The sequence below is a fragment of the Halomarina litorea genome (genome assembly GCF_024227715.1).
GTDB lineage: Archaea > Halobacteriota > Halobacteria > Halobacteriales > Haloarculaceae > Halomarina > Halomarina litorea.
This window is the reverse complement of the sequence record NZ_CP100448.1, coordinates 399,552-418,112: the sequence shown is the minus strand read 5'-3', so window position 1 is coordinate 418,112 and position 18,561 is coordinate 399,552. Positions and strand designations below refer to the sequence as shown.

The 18,561-nt window shown below is 68.1% G+C and carries 22 protein-coding genes and 2 tRNA genes; 10 read left to right on the top strand and 14 right to left on the bottom strand.

Translation table 11 applies throughout. From position 1 onward, the window contains the following. Nucleotides 1-77: 77 nt before the first annotated feature. The 3 genes from ftsZ to NKG96_RS02255 form a co-directional block, all read right to left on the bottom strand. Entirely contained in the window at nt 78-1,277 is a 1,200-nt protein-coding gene (gene ftsZ, locus NKG96_RS02265; RefSeq protein ID WP_254536836.1) for a cell division protein FtsZ, read from the bottom strand. Then, nucleotides 1,278-1,454, bottom strand: coding sequence for a transcriptional regulator CdrS (gene cdrS / locus NKG96_RS02260; RefSeq protein ID WP_254536835.1), 177 nt, complete (start codon nt 1,452-1,454; stop codon nt 1,278-1,280). A gap of 231 nt (nt 1,455-1,685) precedes the next feature. Next, nucleotides 1,686-2,276, bottom strand: coding sequence for a double zinc ribbon domain-containing protein (locus NKG96_RS02255; protein ID WP_254536834.1), 591 nt, complete (start codon nt 2,274-2,276; stop codon nt 1,686-1,688). Between the two features lie 135 nt (nt 2,277-2,411). On the opposite strand from NKG96_RS02255, the gene NKG96_RS02250 reads away from it, so the two are divergent. From NKG96_RS02250 to NKG96_RS02230, 5 genes are all read left to right on the top strand, one after another. Further along, nucleotides 2,412-2,485 (top strand) — tRNA-Tyr (locus NKG96_RS02250). Between the two features lie 871 nt (nt 2,486-3,356). Beyond that, nucleotides 3,357-3,833 carry a universal stress protein gene (locus NKG96_RS02245; RefSeq protein ID WP_254536833.1) on the top strand — a complete coding sequence of 159 codons (477 nt, stop codon included), beginning with the start codon at nt 3,357-3,359 and terminating at the stop codon, nt 3,831-3,833. Between the two features lie 48 nt (nt 3,834-3,881). Next, nucleotides 3,882-3,955, top strand: a tRNA-Phe gene (locus NKG96_RS02240). A gap of 468 nt (nt 3,956-4,423) precedes the next feature. Beyond that, nucleotides 4,424-4,618: a cold-shock protein gene (locus tag NKG96_RS02235; RefSeq protein ID WP_254536832.1), complete on the top strand. Its 195-nt coding sequence runs from the start codon at nt 4,424-4,426 to the stop codon at nt 4,616-4,618. 161 nt (nt 4,619-4,779) lie between these two features. Beyond that, nucleotides 4,780-5,775: a sodium:calcium antiporter gene (locus NKG96_RS02230; protein WP_254536831.1), complete on the top strand. Its 996-nt coding sequence runs from the start codon at nt 4,780-4,782 to the stop codon at nt 5,773-5,775. Here the strand turns inward: NKG96_RS02230 and NKG96_RS02225 are convergent. Both NKG96_RS02225 and NKG96_RS02220 read right to left on the bottom strand, forming a co-directional pair. After that, nucleotides 5,741-5,962, bottom strand: a complete 222-nt coding sequence (locus NKG96_RS02225) for an arsenical pump-driving ATPase GET3 (RefSeq protein WP_256558116.1) — start codon at nt 5,960-5,962, stop codon at nt 5,741-5,743. The genes NKG96_RS02230 and NKG96_RS02225 overlap by 35 nt on opposite strands. 18 nt (nt 5,963-5,980) lie before the next feature. Beyond that, nucleotides 5,981-6,820 (bottom strand): aldo/keto reductase, encoded by an 840-nt coding sequence (locus NKG96_RS02220; RefSeq protein ID WP_254536829.1) that lies wholly within the window; start codon nt 6,818-6,820, stop codon nt 5,981-5,983. A 120-nt stretch (nt 6,821-6,940) separates the two neighbouring features. Between NKG96_RS02220 and NKG96_RS02215 the strand changes: the two genes are divergently transcribed. From NKG96_RS02215 to NKG96_RS02205, 3 genes are all read left to right on the top strand, one after another. Next, the gene (locus NKG96_RS02215) at nt 6,941-7,465 is read left to right on the top strand and encodes a hypothetical protein (protein ID WP_254536828.1); all 525 of its coding nucleotides are present in this window, start codon (nt 6,941-6,943) and stop codon (nt 7,463-7,465) included. 13 nt (nt 7,466-7,478) lie between these two features. After that, complete coding sequence (locus NKG96_RS02210; protein WP_254536827.1) at nt 7,479-7,682, top strand: hypothetical protein; 204 nt, start codon at nt 7,479-7,481, stop codon at nt 7,680-7,682. 152 nt (nt 7,683-7,834) lie between these two features. After that, complete coding sequence (locus NKG96_RS02205) at nt 7,835-7,984, top strand: hypothetical protein (protein ID WP_254536826.1); 150 nt, start codon at nt 7,835-7,837, stop codon at nt 7,982-7,984. A gap of 46 nt (nt 7,985-8,030) precedes the next feature. On the opposite strand, the gene NKG96_RS02200 is transcribed toward NKG96_RS02205, so the two are convergent. The 9 genes from NKG96_RS02200 to NKG96_RS02160 form a co-directional block, all read right to left on the bottom strand. Then, nucleotides 8,031-8,270, bottom strand: coding sequence for a hypothetical protein (locus tag NKG96_RS02200; protein WP_254536825.1), 240 nt, complete (start codon nt 8,268-8,270; stop codon nt 8,031-8,033). A 367-nt stretch (nt 8,271-8,637) separates the two neighbouring features. Continuing rightward, nucleotides 8,638-9,942 carry a DUF7405 family protein gene (locus NKG96_RS02195; RefSeq protein WP_254536824.1) on the bottom strand — a complete coding sequence of 435 codons (1,305 nt, stop codon included), beginning with the start codon at nt 9,940-9,942 and terminating at the stop codon, nt 8,638-8,640. A gap of 37 nt (nt 9,943-9,979) precedes the next feature. Next, on the bottom strand, nt 9,980-11,029 hold the full coding sequence (locus NKG96_RS02190; protein ID WP_254536823.1) for a twin-arginine translocation signal domain-containing protein: 1,050 nt from the start codon (nt 11,027-11,029) through the stop codon (nt 9,980-9,982). Nucleotides 11,030-11,084: 55 nt separating this feature from the next. Next, the gene (locus NKG96_RS02185) at nt 11,085-11,594 is read right to left on the bottom strand and encodes a winged helix-turn-helix transcriptional regulator (protein ID WP_254536822.1); all 510 of its coding nucleotides are present in this window, start codon (nt 11,592-11,594) and stop codon (nt 11,085-11,087) included. 25 nt (nt 11,595-11,619) lie between these two features. Then, complete coding sequence (locus tag NKG96_RS02180) at nt 11,620-11,898, bottom strand: DUF7471 family protein (protein WP_254536821.1); 279 nt, start codon at nt 11,896-11,898, stop codon at nt 11,620-11,622. A 92-nt stretch (nt 11,899-11,990) separates the two neighbouring features. Beyond that, entirely contained in the window at nt 11,991-13,451 is a 1,461-nt protein-coding gene (locus NKG96_RS02175) for an LVIVD repeat-containing protein (RefSeq protein WP_254536820.1), read from the bottom strand. A 60-nt stretch (nt 13,452-13,511) separates the two neighbouring features. After that, nucleotides 13,512-14,567, bottom strand: a complete 1,056-nt coding sequence (locus NKG96_RS02170) for a DUF7282 domain-containing protein (protein ID WP_254536819.1) — start codon at nt 14,565-14,567, stop codon at nt 13,512-13,514. Next, nucleotides 14,564-15,643, bottom strand: coding sequence for a DUF7350 domain-containing protein (locus NKG96_RS02165; RefSeq protein WP_254536818.1), 1,080 nt, complete (start codon nt 15,641-15,643; stop codon nt 14,564-14,566). The genes NKG96_RS02170 and NKG96_RS02165 overlap by 4 nt, the downstream gene beginning before the upstream one ends. An 87-nt stretch (nt 15,644-15,730) precedes the next feature. Then, entirely contained in the window at nt 15,731-16,753 is a 1,023-nt protein-coding gene (locus NKG96_RS02160) for a glutathione S-transferase family protein (RefSeq protein WP_303651786.1), read from the bottom strand. A gap of 284 nt (nt 16,754-17,037) precedes the next feature. Here NKG96_RS02160 and NKG96_RS02155 point away from each other — a divergent pair, with 284 nt between their 5' ends. Next, on the top strand, nt 17,038-17,568 hold the full coding sequence (locus tag NKG96_RS02155; RefSeq protein WP_254536817.1) for a 50S ribosomal protein L16: 531 nt from the start codon (nt 17,038-17,040) through the stop codon (nt 17,566-17,568). Between the two features lie 127 nt (nt 17,569-17,695). Beyond that, on the top strand, nt 17,696-18,556 hold the full coding sequence (locus tag NKG96_RS02150; protein ID WP_254536816.1) for an ATP-grasp domain-containing protein: 861 nt from the start codon (nt 17,696-17,698) through the stop codon (nt 18,554-18,556). Nucleotides 18,557-18,561: the final 5 nt, after the last annotated feature.

Here is an 18,561-nt window from a genome sequence, read left to right as displayed (position 1 = left end):
CTGTCAGTTCTCGCAGCGCGACACCATACTCACCAATCCGCTGACAGCACCGCGAAAAGAAATGAAAATCAGGTGAACTATCGGATGACGTCCAGCCCGTTGTTCTGTTCGAGTTCCGAGCGGCCGCCGTCGGTCTCGCCGTACTCGATGGTCTCGCCGGTGTTGTACGTCTCCTGGGTGCCGTTCGCGGCGTTCGACCCGTTCGACCCACCCTCGATGGCCTCGCGGGAGGCGTCGGCCTGTTTCTGGGTCGTCGGGCCGAGGATCTGGGCGCTCTGGACGCCGGTCATGATGGCCATGACGCGGACCTTGCCCTTGTACTCCTCCTGGATGCGCGCGCCCCAGATGACGTTCGCGTTCGCCTCGAGGCGTTCGGTGATGTTCTGGGCGATGCCCTCGGCCTCCTTCAGCGTGAGATCGGGGCCGCCGGTGATGTGGACGAGACCGCCCGTCGCACCGCGGTAGTCCACGTCGAGGAGGGGGTGGTTCATCGCGTCGCGGACCACTTCCTCGGTCTTGTTCTTGTCCTGCGTCTCGCCGACCAGCATCACCGCGACGCCGCCCTGCCCCATGATGGCGGTCATGTCGGCGTAGTCGAGGTTGATGAGCGAAGGCTGGGTGATGGTCTCCGAGATGCCCTTAACCGTCTCGGCGATGATCTGGTCCATCACCGAGAACGCCTTGCCGATGGGCAGGTTCGGGACGTAGTCCAGCAGGCGGTTGTTGTCGAGGACGATGATGGAGTCCGCCTCGTTGCGGAGCTTCTCTAGGCCCTCCTCGGCTTTGACCGTCCGGGCACGCTCGACGTTGAACGGCGTCGAGACCATGCCCACGACGATTGCGCCCTGTTCCTTCGCGATCTTCGCGACGACGGGGGCCGCGCCCGTGCCGGTACCGCCACCCATACCGGCGGTGACGAACACGAGGTCGGCGTCGCCCAGCACGTCCTTGACGGTGCCCTGGGCCATCTCGGTGGCGCGCTCGCCCATCGAGGGGTCGCCACCGGCACCGAGCCCCTGCGTGAGGGACTTGCCGACGAGAATCTTCGTGTCGGCCTCGATCATCTTGAGGTGCTGTTTGTCGGTGTTGATGGCGACGGTGTCCGCACCGTCGACGCCGATGTTGTACAGGCGGTTGACGGTGTTGTTACCGGCCCCACCACAGCCCACGATGACGATGCGCGGGTCGCCGAACTCGTCGTCGGCCGCGTCCGACTCGGACATCTTGCGGGACTCCTTCTCGGCGTTCTCGAGCGCCGAGTTGACGATGTCCTGCATTCAGGCCCTCGCCCACGGCCGTTTGTTCTGGCGGCGGCGCTCCGCGTTCTCCTCGTTGATCATGTCGCGGACGGCCGCACGGATGGCCTCGCTGCGATTGGGGTACTCCCCCGTCTCGACCATGCGTTCGACCTCTTCGATCTGCTGCTTCGGAATCCGTAGTGTCACACGCTCCATTGTTGTATTTCCCCTTTGGGTAAGACGACGAGCCGTCTGCCACGGCGACTCACACGTCTTACACGTCAGAACCGCACCACGGCGAGCGGTTTCGCCCGGCCCGGCAATCGTGTAAGACGACCGTCTTACGCAGGTGTTTGCATAGTCCGGGGTATAATAAAAGTTGTGTCTATCGTAAGACGCCGGTCGAGTGGGTCGCGTATACGTACGCGAGAGCGCCCGTAGACACGTTTACGGATTGTCGAGCACGTCGGCCGCCGGTGTCCGACGTCCGCACCCGGGGCAGAACCCCCAGTCCGAGCGGAGCTCGTCGCCACAGTCACAGAAGACCCGGTGAGAGGTCTTCTCGCCGCAGTTCGAGCAGTAGACCGCAGACGCCGGGACGGCCTCTCCGCACTGGTTGCACTGTTTACGCGACTCTCCGGCCTCCTCCGCCGGCCGCCGGTCCGGGGCGGTCGTCTTACGCGCTTCCCCCTCTCGGTCGGACGCCTCGTCGTCCGCCACGCGGGGCTGTCCGTCGACGGTGACGTTGACGTTGATGTCCTGCGGCGTGCGTCCGACGCCGTCGAGGCGGTCTGCGAGCAGGGCGTCGAGACGGTCCTCGACAAGGGTGTCGATGCGCTCGTGGAGGTACGCGTCGATGGAGTCCGTCGCTTCGCCGTCGGGCCGTTCCGTGCCGTCCGCGGGTGCGGAGTCGGTCTCACCCGCGGTCTCCGCGAAGTACGCGCGGAGCGCCTCCCGCATGACCTCGCTCTTGGAGGTGTCGTACTCCTCCAGACGTGCGACGAGGTCATCGTCGGCGCGGAACGTTATCTTGCTCATTCGGTCGGTATCGCGTTGTGACTGTCTATATATCAATCTTGCCACAACGTCATACGCTCGTCTGTCACGTGGTGTGGAACCCGCCGACGGCGAAGGATAAGCGTTAAATTCTATCGTCTGTTCCAGTCTGATAGACCGCTCTTAGCTCAGTCTGGCAGAGCAGTCGACTGTAGATCGACTTGTCCCCCGTTCAAATCGGGGAGAGCGGACTGAATTTCAGCACCCGTGAGCGACAGCGAACGGTGCTGAATATGAAGGACATCTCGACCCGATTTGAACAGGGAGCGACCGGAGGGAGCGAGTGTGTTCAAATCGGGGAGAGCGGACTTCTTCGTGACCGAACCCGCGAGCGGAGAGCGCGGTGAGGTCAGAGAATCGACCTCGAAACGATTTGGATAGGGAGCGACTGAAGCAGCGACCGGATTCAAATCGGGGAGAGCGGACTCGTTTCTGACGCCGCCTGCGAACGGAGTGAACCAGTGGCGTCTATCGGTGTGCCCTCGACCAGATGGGTAGTGAGTGCGCGGGAGGACGGCGACCGCCCCGTTCGGGTGACGGTCCCCAAAAGTCGGTGCTGTCGGCACGCTTTTCCCCCACCTCTGTGAGAACCCACCTAGGCTCGTCGGTGCGTTCTCGCACGTCGACACGGCGAGCGAACTGGCCGGCGCGACCGAGCGCCGACAGACGGTCGAGTTCGAGTCGGCCCGCCGCCGAGATACCCGGAATGTCGACCGGCCGCTGCGGACGAGGGCTTCACGTGGTCAACGGGTCCGCAGAGCGGAACGTCCGTCGCCGTGTCTCGGCGTCGTCACTTGTCACTTCTTCGAGCGCGCCGCCACGACCCGAGCAGCCGTCGCTCCGGACGTGGGGCCTCTAGAAGTCGTCCCCTTCCGGGGACGTGGGCTTCACGTGGGGCCTCAGCGCCCCATCCCTACGGAGGAATCCTCCGTGATGAACCTGCCGGCCGAGTGGTCGAGGGGTCGGGCGAGCCAGTCGTCGGCGAGACCCGTGTCGGCCCGGGGAACGGGCCCACCGACACTGACGGCGGGAGCTAAGTCCCCCGCGTGCGGAGGGTGGTGCATGTACGAGCGCATACTCGTCCCGACCGACGGTAGCGACATCGCGCTCGCCGCGACCGACCACGCTTACGAACTGGCCGCGGCTCTCGGGGCGAGCGTCCACGTCGTCTACGTCATCGACGAGAGCATCGAGAGGATGCTCCTCAGCACGCAGAGCATGCGGTCGGTCCTCGAAGCCCTCCGGGAGGACGGCGAGGGAGTCCTCGCCGAGGCGGAGCAGCGAGCCGAGGAGTATGGCATCGAGGTCACCACCGAACTCACCCACGGGACGCACGTCCACGAGACCATCCTCGAATACGCCCGCGACCACGACGTCGACCTGGTCGTGATGGGTACGCAGGGTCGGGAGGGGCTGGAGCACCTGCTCGGCAGCACCACCGAACGCGTGCTGATGGGGTCGTCGATTCCCGTCCTCGCGGTGTCGCCCGAGGGCGTCATCGACCCGTCAGCGGGGAGCGGGGGCAATGGCGCGGCGTGACCGGCGTTTCGAAACGCTTTTTCAGGTAGTGGGCGTCGGTTGAACTGAGCCGCCTTAGCTCAGACTGGGAGAGCACTCGACTGAAGATCGAGCTGTCCCCGGTTCAAATCCGGGAGGCGGCATCCCGATTCTACGCGATTCGTGACCGACGGTCACCGTACTCAACCGGAGACCGAACTGTCCCCGTTCTCGCGAGCGAAGCGAGCGCGGCGGATTCAATGAGTGAAATCCGACCGGATTCTGAACCAGCGAGCAAATCTCAGATTTGCGAGCGAGATTCAAATCTGGGAGGCGACCGCACCCGCCGCCACGGTCGGACCGCGGGGACCTCCCGAGTGCGCCTCTGGGCCACCTAGACCTGCGGGACACCCACGGACGACTCGTCCCGAGGTGCACACGAGAGGAACTGTGGACACCCACAGAAACGCCCCGGACAGCCGGTGGAACCGAGGGCGATTCGACCGGAGAGTGAAGATGCGGTCGTTCGACCACGGTAAAGTCTCGTTTGAGGATATTCGTCCACAGAACTCGCAGAATACTACAAGAGATACACAACCCTTATGAGTGGCAGTCCACTCCGTTCAGATGTAATGGCGAAAGGGAAGGTTGATTTCTTCAACGACACTGGCGGCTACGGTTTCATCTCGACGGACGACGCGGACGACGACGTGTTCTTCCACATGGAAGACATCGGCGGCGACGACCTCGAGGAGGGACAGGAAGTGGAGTTCGACATCGAACAGGCCCCCAAGGGCCCCCGCGCGACGAACCTCACCCGGCAGTAAGTCGGGAGTGGGTCGCCAGCGGGCGACCTGACGACGCGTGATTTCTTCGACGACGCTACACCGAACAGTCACATCTTCAGGGGTGTCGTCGGTATCGGCACGCGGGCAGCGCCGGGAGCGGCCGGTCTGGAGTTATCCCCGCCGAGCGCCTCGAACCAGGCATGACGCTCACCGTGGACACCCTCCTGGCGATCCTCCTCGGAGGCCTCGCACTGGTCGTCCTCGTCACGGGGGCAGGCGCGGTGGTGGACCGGTCGGTGTCCCTCGCCCAGCGCTACGGTCTTCCGGACGTCCTCGTCGCCACCACCGTCGTCGCGGTGGGGACGAGCCTCCCCGAAATCGGGTCACACGTCGTCGCCTCGCTCGGCATCCTCTCGGGGACGCTCGACTACCGCGTCGCGTCCGCGACGGTCCTCGGGGGGAACGTCGGGTCGTCGGTCACCCAGCAGTTGCTCCTGTTCGGCGTGTTCCTCCTCGGCTACGGCCGCTACCAGCTCACGCGGGCGGTCCTTCGGGGGAGCTACCTGCACATGGTCCTGGCCGCGGCGTTGCTCCTCCTCGTCGCGGCCGACGGTCGCATCTCGGCGTTCGACGGGGGCGTGCTCCTCGTCGCGTACGCCCTGTCGGTCGTCGACGGCGTCCGACTGCGGCGGCGCGAACCCCCGGTCCCGATTCTCGACGGCGCGAGCGAACACGTCGCGCGTGACGTGGGGGTCCTGCTAGCCGGTCTCGTGGCCGTCCTCGGGGGTGCGTACGTCGTCCTCGCGGTCGTGGGGGCGGTCGTCGACGACCTCGCCCTCGGCGGGTCGATGGTCGGCGTCGTGACCCTCGGCCTCGCCTCCGCACTCCCGGAACTCTCGACGGTGGCCGAGGCGCTCAGGCGGCGCGCGCCGAACGTCGCCGTCGGCACGCTCCTCGGGAGCAACGTCGTCAATCCCCTCCTCGCGGTCGGTCTGGGCGGGGTGCTCTCGACGTACCACGTCCCGCCGGTGGTCGTCCTCTGGGACCTGCCGTTCAAACTCCTCGCCGCCGTCGCGTTCCTCGCGTACTGGCTCGCGGTCCGGGACCGCACGCTGCGTCGGCGAGACGGCTTCTACCTCGTCGCGTGCTACTTCGTGTTCGTCAGCGGGCGATTGCTCCTGTTCGCGGGCCAGTGAGGGTCAGAACCTCCACCACATCATCCGCGTCGAGGGGGAGCCTCGCCTCCTCGAACTCCTCGGCGAGGGCGGCGAACGTGCGCTCGTAGACGGGGAGACGCGTTTCCGGGTCCACCTCGGCGGCGGAGAGGCCCTCGCGGATCTCGGTGGGGTCGTTCCCGAGTTCGACGTCGAGGGGGTCCGACAGGGAGTGGGCGGGGGAGCGTTACTCGCTCAGGCGGGCCATCTCGTCGTCGGTGAGTTCGAGCGACGAGGCGGCGACGTTCTCTTCGAGGTGGTCGACGCTCGACGTCCCGGGGATGGGGAGCGTCACGTCGGAGAACTGGAGCAGCCACGCGATGCCCACCTGCATCATCGAGGCGTCGTGGGCCTCCGCGATCTCCTCGACCACCTCGCCTTTCTCCCCGAGGTCGCCCGCGCCCAGCGGGAACCACGGGACGAACCCGATGTCGTACTCCTCGCACGCCTCCAGCACGTCGTCCTGTTCGCGGTTGCCGACGTTGAAGCGGTTCTGGACGGTCGCCACCTCGACGACGTCGCGGGCCGTCTCCAACTGGTCGACGGAGACGTTCGAGAGGCCGACGTGGTCCACGAGGCCGTCGTCTTTCAGTTCCGCGAACGCCTGGACGCTCTCCTCGAAGTCCGTGTCGGGGTCGGGGCGGTGGAACTGGTAGAGGTCGATGGTGTCCACCCCGAGGCGGTCCCGCGAGCAGAGCACCTGATTTCGGATGTAGTCCGGGTCGCCGTGGGGGAGCCAGTCGCCCTCGCGATTCCGCAGGAGGCCCGCCTTGGTGGCGATTACGGCGTCGTCGGCGATGCCCGACTCGCGAATGAGGCGTTCGCTGACCCCCGGCCCGTAGGAGTCGGCGGTGTCGACGAAGTCCACGCCGAGGTCGACGGCCCGCCGGAGGACCTCCTTCGCCCCCTCCTCGTCGTCGGGGCGGCCGATGATGTCCTCGCCGGTGATGCGCATCGCACCGTAGCCGAGGCGGTTGACGGTCAGTTCGCCGCCGATGTCGAACGCGCCGCTCTGGTTGTCGACCATGCCCGTAGTCCGCGAGGCGGCTCAATAGGTGTTGGTGGACCGGCAATCGACCGGACAGGTTCGGTGTCGGACAGGAGTCTGACGCACGTTCAAGCGCGTGCGGTCACTACGTCTCCCGCCATGGCCGAGCGACCGCCACCCGAGCAACCCTCCCTCGGCGAGCGCTTCGACCCGACGGTCCGCCAGCAGGTCCAGACGGCGCGGCGCAGGGGCGTAGCCCGGTTGCGGTCGTACGCCGTCGGGCGCTCGCCGCTCCACTACGAACGCGGGGACATGCGCCGGGACTACGGGTGGCAGCGCGCGGCGTTCCTCACGGCGGTGACAACGGGTCTGCTGGCGCTGGCGTGTCGAGTCGTCCTCACCGGCCTGTTCGTCGCGTTCGTCTCGCCCGACGTGTCACGCATCGCCGCGTTCAACGCCGCGCTGAGCGGGGTGACGGCGCTCGCGGGCGTCGTCGCCACGCTGACCGGTCCCGCCGTCTGGCGCAGTTGGCGTCGTCGCCTCGTCGGGGCCGCGAGACGGCGGCGACGGCGACGCGACCAGCCCTCCATCGCGGTCGTCGTGGGCCGTCGCCGGGGGCGGCGACGACGGGGCCGGCACGGGCGGGGGCGCTCGCGGGCGAGACAGGTTTATCGCCCGCGCTAGCCCACGTACAGGTATGACAGAGATAGCCACCCTCGCCATCGTGTTCGTCGCCATCGTGATAGTGAGCCTCGCATTCACCGTCGGCGCACTGCTCGTACAGCGAGTCATGGGCCAGTTGAGCGCCGAACGCCTTCCCGCGCCCGTCGAGGCCGTCGTCGACACCATCGAGACCAGTCCCGACAGCGACCCGGTCGACCCGCGCGGCGGCGTCTACTGACACGTCGGGCGACAGCGCCACCCACGGCATATAATGCCGACCGCTGGATATAGAGATTTTAAGCTAACTAGTAATCGGCTTTTTATCTGTAGAGTCCCCCGTATCGGGTGAGACTCGCGTTCGAGCGCACTCGGACGCTACTGCACCTGACTATGACCCCGACACTCATCCAGCGACCCGACGACCGACCCGAGACCGTCACCCGCCGAACGACCACCTGCCCCGACTGCGACGCCGACCTCGTCAACGGGCAGGGCCTCGCCGCCTGCGTCGACTGCGATTGGAGCGGTACCTACGAGTAGTCCGACCCCTTCGTTTCGTGTCCACGACACGACCGGATGAATCGAGTTACTCCCAGAGAATCTCGGTGCCGCCCTCGTGGCCGTGTATCTCCTGTACCTCGCGGATGTTGTCGTAGATGTTCAGGCTGCCGACGTCGGTGGTCCACGCCACGACGCACTTGCCGTTGGGCGGCGGGAACTGTACGCCGTAGGCGACGATACCGGTCCCGGAGACGCCCGTCTCGTCCTCGCTTCGGTAGAGCGCGAACTTCCGGAACCGGGGGTTCTGCGAGAAGGGGTCAGGCATCGCGCGTCCCCTCCGCTGTCCGTCGAGTCGGCCACAGGATGGTGGTGGTCACGGCGGTCAAATCCACCCGGAGGGAGGCACCGCCGACGGGATACGCTTTCGGTTACTCGAGGCGGTGGCTCCACACCACTTCCGTGAGTGTCCCCTCGTCGTCTTCCGCTTGCTGGACTGGCACTGCCGGGGTACCCGTGTTCTCCGTGTCGGTGTAGCGAGCCATTGCGTTTCCACCGTCGGGTCCCACCCACTTAATCTACACGGTTGTTCATGATGTTTGCCGAGCGGCCCGTCGATGACCGGGTCCGGAACGTCGGGGGGGTATCGCGCACGCGGCGCTGGTCGGGCGTCGAAGGGGACAGAAACGGCGGTGTCAGGCCTCGCCGGTCGGCGTCGGGAGCGCCCGCAGGTCGCGGGGCGGGACGAGAAAGTTCCCGCGACGGCGCACGAAGATGTACTCGAGGATGCCGTTGTTCACCCGCTGGCGGACGGCGGGCGTCACCTGCGTGACGTCCTCGCCGTTCATCGCCTTCCGGACCGCCTCGAACTCCGAGATGCCACGCTGGAGCGAGGGGAAGTGGAGGCTCGCGCGGTTCCCGTCCGTGGACTCGAAGTGCCGGCGGAGGAGTTTCACGTTCCCCGCCTCGTCGCGGTTGGCGCGGGCGGCCTTCTGGGCGTGGCCGACTCGTCCGTACTCCCGCGCGTGCTCCTCGATGTCCTCGACGAAGCGGTCGATTCCGCTGTCCCCACCCAGGTTTCCCCCGATGCCGTCGACGAGGTCCTCCGCGACGTGGCCGGGGCTGAACATCTCCATCACCCGCTGGTCGAAGTCCTGTTCGCCGTACCAGTCTTCGAGGCTCTGACCGATGTTGGCGACGTGTTTCGTCGTCCCGTCGGCGAACGGTCCCTCCCCGATGGCGACATAGTCCTCCGTCGCCTGATTGGCCCGGAACCCCGCCATGAACCCCATGAACAGCGGCGAGTCCTCCGGGATGGGGTTGTCCGCGGGGACGCCGGTGAGGTCCGTCTCCTCGGCCTTCTGGTGGGGCAGACCCTTCCGCATGAACCCCGTCCGGCGGTCCGCGAGGTCCAGTACGTCCGTCAAGGCCGTTTCGACGGGCACGCCGTTCGCCTCCTCGGCCTCGCCGCGGAGGGCCTGTTCGGCCTCGAGGAGCGCGTCGGCCCGGTCGCTCCCGAGGTGGAGGAGGGCGTCCTGCGTGTCCAGTTCGGGTTGCTCGAACGACGAGAGCCGTCGTGGTTGTGGGAGGTCCACGCTCTCCGGGAGCGACTCATCGAAGCGCTCGAAGTACGACGGCGAGTAGCCGACGGAGTAGACGAGGCCCTCGTTGCTCCGCTCGTAGGCCCGGTCGAGCGTCGAGAGGGCCGTCTCCACGCCCTCGCGGGCGTCGGCGCTCGGCGCACCCTCTCCCGGCAGGGTCAGGTACCAGAGCGTCTGGTGGTGCGGGAGGAGGGTGTTGCCGGCGTCGTCCGTCGGGAGGTGGTCGCCCCACGCGTACTGGCGGACGGGGAGCGTCGAGGGGTCGGAGACGCCGCCCGGGACCGGTTCCTCGCCCTCGAAGCGGTCGAGACACGCCGAGAGGGCGCTCGCGCCGCCGAGGGCGACGGCGGCCTTCAGGAACTCGCGTCGCGGGAGGTCGGAGTCGAGGGGTGGGGACATGGGTGGGTATTGGGAGGTGGGAGGGAAGAGCGTGGCGTCAGAGCGTGAGCGTCCGGTCGGGCATCTGGCGGAACGCCGTCTCGTAGCCCTCGTGGCGGGCGACCTGCGGCATCGTCGTCACCGACAGGGTCAGTTCGTCACCCGACTCGACCGAGGGGACGACGGCCCCGTAGTGGTAGTTCAGGTTCGGGTCGAGCGTCCGCCGGAGGGTGCCCTCGAAGGCCGCCTCGCCCCCGCGGGCGAGCGTCCCCTCCAGCCCCATCGCGGGGAGAATCATCCGGTTGTAGGGCGTCCGCGCCGAGACGGCGAGGTACTGGCCGTCGCCCTCGACGCCCTCGGGCGGCGAGTCGAGGACGGTGACCACGAGGACGGCGTCGCCCGTCGTGACCTCCCCGCGCATCTCCCCCGGCAGGTCATCGCGGGCCGGGGCGAACGAGGCCGGGCGGACGGGCATGTCCATCGGTTCGACCGCACCCCGTTCGCCCGCGTCCTCGCGGTTCTGGAAGGGGAGGCGGTCGCGCTTCTCCCGTTCGTAGCTGAAGTCGATGTCCACCGACGCCGGTTCCGCGAAGCGGTCGGCGAACGCCCCCGTCCGCCGGGTCGACATCCCGCCGACCTGGACGCGGCCGGTGTACTGCCCGTCGCCGTCGAGCGTGAAGTTCGACCCGTAGTGAAAGCCCATCGGCTGGGAGAGCATCGGGTAGATGACCTCCTCGCCGACGGACTCGCCCTCTTTGAGGACGTCCACCGACAGTCCGGTCTCGGGGAGGACGATGTCCGTCTCGGTGTCCCACACCGTCGCCATCAGGTGGACGTCGCCGCTCACCTCCGAGAACTCGACGTTCGAGCCGTTGGCGTTCCAGAAGCGGTGCGGGTAGCTGTAGTTGAGCATGAACTTCAGCCCGTCCGTCTCGGCGGTGCCGAGCATCCCCATCCCCTCGGTGTGCGTGGGGACGTACACGGCGTTCGGTCGCTCGTCGAGGAGTGGTGGGACGCGCGCCGAGCGGGTCTCGAAGAGGCCCGTGCACCCGGCGAGCGCGCTCGCCCCCCCGAGGCCGCCCGCGCGGAGGAACGTCCGTCGGTTCATTGGCGGGGCTAGTCGGCAGACGGGAAAGGCGCTTGTGGTCGGACCGTCGAAGCCCTCACTCCTCCAAGAGGTCGTCGACCAGTCGGGTGAAGCGGTCCACCAGTCGGCCGGGGAGGGTCGGCTCCGCCCGCCGGAGCAGTCGCGCCGTCGCCGCCGGACGGGCGACCCGCAGGGTCAGGTCGGCGCCCGACTCGTCGCGGACGAGGACGCCCGCCTCCGTGAGGCGGGCGACGTGCCACGAGAGCGTGCTCCGAGCGATGCCGACGCGCTCCGCTACCGTCGCGGGCGGGAGCGGCCCGTCGTCCAGCAGGCAGGCGACGACGTCCGCGCTCGTCTCCCGCCGGAGGAGCGCGAGCGCCCGGCGCTCCCACGGGTCGTACGACGGCGGGTAGTAATGGGTCTGCCCGTAGAGAGCGTCCTCGACGAGGCCCCCGTCGTCGACGAGTCTCCGGAGGTGATACTGGGCCTGCCCGGGGGCGATGTCGAGCGCCCGCCGCAGGTCGCTGAAGTGGACGCCGGGGTCCTCGCGGACGTGCGCGCGGACGCGCTCTCGGGTGTCGCTCACGACGGCCACCCCGAGGCCGGGCGGGTCACGCCGGTCCACCCCGCGCGTCACGGGTGACGGCCACCGCCGCGATGACGAGGGCGGCCATCGCCACGTCGAGGCCGTGTTCGAGGACGTGGTGGAGGTCCGGGTCGAGGACGGACTCCATCGTGAGGACGCCCACGAGCGCCCGCGCCAGGAGGGTGCCGAGGGCGAGGGCGACGAGGAGGTACGACCACGATCGGCGCCGGGCAACCGCCGCGAGGGCGACGCCGAACACCAGCGCCGCCAGCAGGGCCGCGGCGGCCAGCACGTACGCCAGCATCACCGACCCCCGCGGTGTCGCCGCGTGTTCCCGAACGCCCGGTTCATGCGCCGAGTAGCGCCAGCGTCGGAAAGACGGTTGCGGTCGGGGGACTAGTTCCCGCTCGACTCCCGGAGGAGTCGCCGGACGGTCTTCCAGTCGAGGTGGTCGTTGTCGCCCGCGACGCCCGTGTTCGGGATGGTCTCGCCGTTGGCCCACATCGAGACGGCGCGCTCGACTTCGGAGCGCTGGACGGTGCCGTCGCCGTTCCAGTCGACGGCCTCGGGCAGGGACTCGACGGGCGCCTCCTCGTCGTGAACCCGGAAGGTGAACAGCCCGGTGACCATGTCCGAGACGACGACGACGTCCTTCTCCGCGTTGTAGTTCGCGCCCCACGCCATCGGGGCGGCGCCGGTCCACGTCGGCCCCTTCGCCTCCCCCTCGCCGTCGATGGTGAGGTACTGGTGGGCGGGCACCGGGTTCTCGGGGTCGGTCACGTCGTAGACGACGAACCCCTCGTGGTACGCACCGTCGACGAGGAAGGTGGAGTCGCCCTTCTGTACCACGTCGTGGTTGTGAGTCGTCCAGTCGTACAGCGCCTCGTCTCTGACCTGTTCTTTCGCGTTCGGACTGTGGGTGAACCCGAGGTGCTTCGGGTCCTCCAGCGACCCCGACCCGTAGCCGATGTCGAGGACGTGCTTGCCGCCGGGGATGCCCTGTCCCTTCTCGTCGCCGACGTAGACGAGGTCACGGTTCGGGTCCGCCCGCGCGTAGTGACACACCTCGAAGCCGGCCGTGCCGACCTCCTCGTAGTCCGGCCGGTCGGCGTAGGAGAACCGACCGACCTCCTCGGGGTTCCGCGGGTCGCTCACGTCGTGGGCCATCCAGCCGACGAACTGGTCGCCCGCGATGTACGCCGAGTGGACGAGGTCGCGTTCGGCGTCGAAGGTGACGTCGTGGTTGTAGCCGCCCGGTCCGACCGCGGCGACCTGTTCGGGCGAACTGGGGTCGCTGGTGTCGTAGACGCTGACGCCCACCGCGTTCCCCTCGCTGTCGGTGCCGTTGACGAGGTAAATGACCGGTTCCTCGGGGTGGACGTCGAGGTTGTGGACGCCCGAGGTGCGGTCGATACGGGCGACGATTTCCGGGGACTCCGGGGACCCGCTCTCGTAGCCGTAGTCGATGACCTCGACGCCGCCGCCCGCGCCCTGTTCGCGGGGTTCGATAGACCGGTAGTAGATGCCGTCGCGAGCGTCGAACTTCACGTCCGCGTTCCACACCGTCTCCTCGGAGGGGACCCGGTGGACCTGCGAGGGGTTCGCCGGGTCCGAGAGGTCGACGAGGAACGATCCGCCCGTCCCGAAGTAGCTTCCGAGGGCCGCGTAGCGCCCGTCGGCACGGATTTCGCTCTCCGCGTACCCGCCCGCCGGGTCCGAGAGCAGCGAGTGACCGAGCAGTTCGATTCGCCCGTGGGGGGAGGACTGTGCCGCGCTGGCGGGGCCCGTGGCGAGCGACGTGCCGACCGCCGCCGCACCGAGGCCCCTGAGGACCGTTCGCCTGTTAACGTCTCTCATCAGCGGTCTGAAACAACATCCGGTCGCTGATAAATATATCCAAATAGTATTAGACTATTATCAATTTCGCCGGGCGAGGGCGACGGTCCCACCCACGAGGGCGACGAGAGCGACCGGGAGGCCGAAGCCGGGGCCGTCGGCGTTCGTCCCGCCCGAACCGGTCGTCGCGGGGTCGGTGGCCCCGCCCTCCCCGGACCCGGTTCCGGATTCAGTGGCGGTCGACGAGGACGTCTCCGTCGGCGTGTTCACCTGCGGTTCGTCCGAGTCGTCGGGGGTGTTCACGTCGGGGGCGTTCGTCGCGTTCCCGTCCGACCCGTTCGAGTCGTTCCCCCCCGCCGACCCGTCGGGGGCGGCGCTCGCGCCCTCGGGCTTGCTGATGAAGAACTTCGTGCCGACGACGCTGTCCCCCGCGGTGACGGGCGACCCCACCTCGCCGGTGTGGACCTGCGCGTGGACGGCGAAGCGGTCGCCCTGCCCGTCGAAGAACGACGGGTCGAGCGAGACGGTGACGTCCTCGTGGACGCCCGACGCGAGGGGTTTCGAGGCCACCACTTCGCCCGCGCCGTCCTCGCCGTGCGCCCGGACGACGAGGTGGCCGTCCTCGGGGAGGGCGACGCGAGGTATCGTGACCGACCCGTCGGGACTCTCCTGTGCGCCGAAGCCCTGCGCGACGACGTGGGCGGGCGCGTCACCCTTCGAGAGGACGAACCGGTCGCCCGCGACGCTCCCGAAGTTGGTCAGTGCGTTGTCCGACCCGGGGTCGTACTCGCCGTCGTTGTCGGCGTCGTTGTGCAACACGGCCCAGTAGGTGCGCGCGCCCGACTGGTCCGACCACACCGAGTCGGGGAGCGAGACGGTGATGGGCGCGACGAACTCGCCGGGGTGGGGGAACTCCGCCACGGCGACGGCCTCGCCCGGTTCGCCGCCCGCGTCGGCGTGGACGACGATGAGGGCCTCGCTCGCCGCGAAGCCGTTCTCGATGACGACGGTACCGTCTTCCGACACCTGCGCGTCCACGGTGAGGTGGTTCGAGTGTAACCCCGCGGCCGCCGGGCCGACGGCCAGTGCGACCACCGCGGCGAGTGCGAGGACGAGCGTTCGGCGACGTCCCGTCATACCGTGAGCTCCATCGGGGGCATCTCGACGAACGCCTCCTCGTAGCCCTCGTGGCGGGCCACCTGCGGTATCGTCGTCACCGACAGAGTCAGTACGTCGCCCGACCGGAGCGTCGGCACCGTCGCGCCGTAGTGATAGCGCAGGTCTGGGTCGAGCGTGCGGGCGAGTCCGCCCTCGTAGCGCGTCCGGCCGTCGCGGGTCGCCGTCAGCGAGAGGCCCATGGCCGGGATGAGCAGGCGGTTGTACGGCGTCCGCGCCGAGACGGCGAGGTACGACTCGTCGGCCGAGTCCGTCTCGACCTGCGTGAGGACGAAGACGGCCTCCCCGCTGGTCGCCTCGCCGACGACGCTCCCGGGCAGGTCGTCCGTCTCCGGGGCGACGGCCTGCGGGAACATCGCGTCCATCGGTGCGAGGGCACCGCGGTCGCCGCCCTGTTCGACCTGCTGGGTCGTCACCTCGGAGCGCGTCGTGTCGGTGAACTCCAAGGGAACCTCGGCGGTGGCGGGGTCGCCGAACGTCCCCTCGAAGGCCCCACGGCGCTGGATGCTCGTCCCACCGACGCTCAGTCTCGTCGTGTACTGGCCGTCGCCGGGCAGGGTGAAGTTCCCGCCGTAGTGAAAGCCCATCGGCTGAGAGAGCATCGGGTAGATGACCTCCTGGCTGACCGTCTCGCCGTCTCGCAGAATCTCGGCCGAGAGGCCCGTCTCGGGCAGGACCGTCTCCGTCTCGGTGTCCCACACCGTCGCCATCAGGTGCACCGAGTGGTCCGCCTTCGGCGTCACCTCGACGTCGGACCCCGTGACCGTCCAGAACGTGTGGGGGACGGTGAACATCAGGGCGAACTCGTAGGGACCGGCGCTGGCCGTCCCCTGCATCGACATCGACTCCTCGAAGGACTGGACGTAGACGCCCCGGAGGTCGGACTGGTCGGTCGTGCCGGTGGCGTTCCCCGACCCGTTCGGCCGCCTACCGGGTGCGCTGGAGGTAGGGGACCCGCCGTCTGAGGTGGACGAACACCCGGCCAGCGCGAGCGCACCCACACCCGCGCCGAGACCGAGGAAGTCACGGCGTCGCATGGTTCGGTAGCAGTCTCCGACGGCGAAATAATCTTGTGGTGGGTTCGAACGCCCCCGTCCACGCACCACCGTGCACTCTACGTCCCCTCAGTCGGCGAGGTGGTCGGGCAGGTCCGCCGGGAGACGGTCCCGGTCGTGGTCGGTGCGGAAGTCGTGGTCCGGCCCGACTGCGACAATCTGCGTGGGGTTGATGTCCGTGTGCGTCGTGTAGTAGTGTTCCGTGATGTGGTCCATGTTCACCGTCTCCGCCACGCCCGGCAACTGGTACAGTTCGAGCAGGTAGTTCCAGAGGTTCGGGTACTCCGCGATCTTGCGGACGTTGCACTTGAAGTGCGTGTGGTAGACGTGGTCGAAGCGGACGAGCGTCGTGAACATCGCCACGTCGGCCTCCGTGGGGCGGTCGCCCGCGAGGAATCGCTGGTCTGCCAGCACCTCCTCCCAGCGGTCGAGCGCCGAGAACAGGTCGCCCACGGCGGTCTCGTACGCCTCCTGTTTCCCCGCGAACCCGGCGCGATAGACGCCGTTGTTGATGGGGTCGTAGATGGCGTCGATGATTCGGTCGACCTCCTCGCGGTAGCCCTCGGGGTAGAGGTCGACGTCGTGGTCCGCGAGGTCGTCGAAGGCCACGTCCAGCATCCGCATGACCTCCTCGGACTCGTTGTTGACGATGGTTCCCTCCTCTTTGTCCCAGAGGACGGGCACCGTCACGCGCCCGGTGTAGTTCGGGTCCGCCTCCACGTACGCCTCCCGGAGGTAGTCGAAGCCGTTGACCGAATCCGCCGTACAGCCCGCCTTCTCGGGGGTGAACTGCCAGCCCCCCTCGTCGCGGTAGGGGTCGACGACGTCGACCGAGACGACGTCCTCCAGCCCCTTCAGCGCGCGCGTGACGAGCGTGCGATGTGCCCACGGGCAGGCGAGCGAGACGTAGAGGTGGTACCGCCCATCCTCGACGGGGAACTCGGCGTCGGGGTCGGGGTCCTCGCCCTCTCGAACCTGCTCGCCGCCGACCCAGTTCCGGAAGGTGGTCTCCTGCCGGTCGAACTCGCCGTCGGCGTCGGCGAACTCGTAGGTGTCCGTGCGCCACTCGCCGTCGACGAACATGTTGACCATCGGTACTCACGACTATGGCCCGAACCCTGAAAGACCTGCAGGGGACACGCGTGTCACCGGATGGGGGGGGTGACTGGTGGAGTACACGGGACAGAGCAGTAGCGGTACTGTGCGGGTGCGGTGCGGAACGCCAGCGTACTCCCCCGCGAGCGAGTGAGCGCCAGCGAACGAGCGAGCGGCCTTTTTAGTCCAGGTGTTTCGAGGAGTGGGTCGCGGAGCGACCCCGACGAAGAAAAAAGTGGTTCGAAGGCTTTAACCGCGAACTCGTCCTTCCCTCACGTAATATGTCCGATAAGCCCGCCTCGATGTACCGGGACATCAACAAGCCGCCATACACGCGGCGAGAGTACATCACGGGGATTCCCGGCTCGAAGATCGCCCAGCACAAGATGGGCGACGTCGACGCCGACCCCGACGACTTCCCGGTCCAGATCAGCCTCGTCGTCGAAGAAGCCGTCCAGATTCGACACGGCTCGCTGGAGGCCTCGCGCCTCTCGGCGAACCGCCACCTCATCAAGGAACTGGGCGAGAAGAACTACAAGATGATCCTGCGCAAGTTCCCCCACCACGTCATCCGGGAGAACAAGCAGGCGACCGGCGCGGGTGCGGACCGTGTCTCCGACGGGATGCGCCTCTCGTTCGGGAAGATCGTGGGCACCGCCGCCCGCATCCCGAAGGGCGAGCGCGTGTTCACCATCTGGTGTCAGCCCGAGCAGGCACCCGTCGCGAAGGACGCGCTCCGTCGCGCGTACAACAAGGTCTCGCCGCCGTGCCGCGTCGTCGTGGAGCGCGGCGAGGAGTTGCTCGTCTCGTAAAACGAACGAGCAACCCCTCGCTCCGGTCCGAGACCGCGGCGAGGAACTGCTCGTCTCGTAGACCGACTCGGCCAACCGACCCCGGCGGGTCATCTACGCTTTTCATCTTCCTGCCCCTCCTCAGCGCATGCTCCGCCTCGCGGTGACGACCCGCGCCGAGACCTACGAGCGCATCTGCGACCCACTCGCCGACCGCGGGGTCGAGGTGTGTCACGTCGCGAGCGACGAACGACTCGTGGACCTCGCGGGCGACCCGTTCCCCGACGTGGACGTGGGGTTCGTCTACCCCTCGCGCCTCGCGGAGGGGGGCGTCGTCGACGCCTGCCTCGGCGTGCCGTGGGTCAACGACCGCGAGGCGATACTGCGCTCGCGGCACAAGGGCGAGGCGCTGGCGCGCCTCTCCCGGGCGGGCGTTCCCGTCCCCGACACCGTCGTCGTCTCGAACCCGACGGGTGAGGCCGACCTGTGTGCCGCCTTCGAGCGCTTCGACGGCCCGGTGGTCGTGAAACCCAACGCCACGACGCGCGGGACGGGCATCGCGAAGGCCCACGACGTGGACTCCCTGCTGGGAATCGCGGACTACCTCTCGCTGGTCCACGACTACCGGGCGACCGGCGACAAGTCCTACCTCCTCCAGGAGTTCCTGCCGGACGCACGCGACTACCGCGCGATGGTCGTCGACGGGCGGTACGTGGGTGCCGTAGAGCGCCGCCTCCCCGAGGACGCCCTCGCCGCGGGCCAGTGGAAGCACAACGTCCACCGCGGGGCCGAGGCGACGGGCGTCTCCCTGCCCGACGAGTTGCGACGCCTCGCGGAGGAGGCCGCCCGCGCCCTCGACGTGGACTACCTCGGCGTCGACATCGTGGTCAGCGGGGACCGGGCGGTGGTCAACGAGACGAACGCCCGCCCGACGGTGGACGAGGAGACGAAGTACGAACCCGGGTTCTACGACGACCTCGCCGACCTGATTCGCTCGCGGGCGCCCTGACTCGA

Bases quoted from the DNA above. Each gene is read 5' to 3' on its own strand.
- NKG96_RS02175 (WP_254536820.1), bottom strand. From the start codon at position 13,451: ATGAGAGACGTTAACAGGCGAACGGTCCTCAGGGGCCTCGGTGCGGCG.
- NKG96_RS02210 (WP_254536827.1), top strand. From the start codon at position 7,479: ATGACAGAGATAGCCACCCTCGCCATCGTGTTCGTCGCCATCGTGATA.
- NKG96_RS02220 (WP_254536829.1), bottom strand. From the start codon at position 6,820: ATGGTCGACAACCAGAGCGGCGCGTTCGACATCGGCGGCGAACTGACC.
- NKG96_RS02245 (WP_254536833.1), top strand. From the start codon at position 3,357: ATGTACGAGCGCATACTCGTCCCGACCGACGGTAGCGACATCGCGCTC.
- NKG96_RS02160 (WP_303651786.1), bottom strand. From the start codon at position 16,753: ATGGTCAACATGTTCGTCGACGGCGAGTGGCGCACGGACACCTACGAG.
- NKG96_RS02230 (WP_254536831.1), top strand. From the start codon at position 4,780: ATGACGCTCACCGTGGACACCCTCCTGGCGATCCTCCTCGGAGGCCTC.
- NKG96_RS02215 (WP_254536828.1), top strand. From the start codon at position 6,941: ATGGCCGAGCGACCGCCACCCGAGCAACCCTCCCTCGGCGAGCGCTTC.
- NKG96_RS02165 (WP_254536818.1), bottom strand. From the start codon at position 15,643: ATGCGACGCCGTGACTTCCTCGGTCTCGGCGCGGGTGTGGGTGCGCTC.
- NKG96_RS02235 (WP_254536832.1), top strand. From the start codon at position 4,424: ATGGCGAAAGGGAAGGTTGATTTCTTCAACGACACTGGCGGCTACGGT.
- NKG96_RS02200 (WP_254536825.1), bottom strand. From the start codon at position 8,270: ATGCCTGACCCCTTCTCGCAGAACCCCCGGTTCCGGAAGTTCGCGCTC.
- NKG96_RS02195 (WP_254536824.1), bottom strand. From the start codon at position 9,942: ATGTCCCCACCCCTCGACTCCGACCTCCCGCGACGCGAGTTCCTGAAG.
- NKG96_RS02205 (WP_254536826.1), top strand. From the start codon at position 7,835: ATGACCCCGACACTCATCCAGCGACCCGACGACCGACCCGAGACCGTC.
- NKG96_RS02155 (WP_254536817.1), top strand. From the start codon at position 17,038: ATGTCCGATAAGCCCGCCTCGATGTACCGGGACATCAACAAGCCGCCA.
- NKG96_RS02255 (WP_254536834.1), bottom strand. From the start codon at position 2,276: ATGAGCAAGATAACGTTCCGCGCCGACGATGACCTCGTCGCACGTCTG.
- NKG96_RS02190 (WP_254536823.1), bottom strand. From the start codon at position 11,029: ATGAACCGACGGACGTTCCTCCGCGCGGGCGGCCTCGGGGGGGCGAGC.
- NKG96_RS02150 (WP_254536816.1), top strand. From the start codon at position 17,696: ATGCTCCGCCTCGCGGTGACGACCCGCGCCGAGACCTACGAGCGCATC.
- ftsZ (WP_254536836.1), bottom strand. From the start codon at position 1,277: ATGCAGGACATCGTCAACTCGGCGCTCGAGAACGCCGAGAAGGAGTCC.
- cdrS (WP_254536835.1), bottom strand. From the start codon at position 1,454: ATGGAGCGTGTGACACTACGGATTCCGAAGCAGCAGATCGAAGAGGTC.
- NKG96_RS02180 (WP_254536821.1), bottom strand. From the start codon at position 11,898: ATGCTGGCGTACGTGCTGGCCGCCGCGGCCCTGCTGGCGGCGCTGGTG.
- NKG96_RS02170 (WP_254536819.1), bottom strand. From the start codon at position 14,567: ATGACGGGACGTCGCCGAACGCTCGTCCTCGCACTCGCCGCGGTGGTC.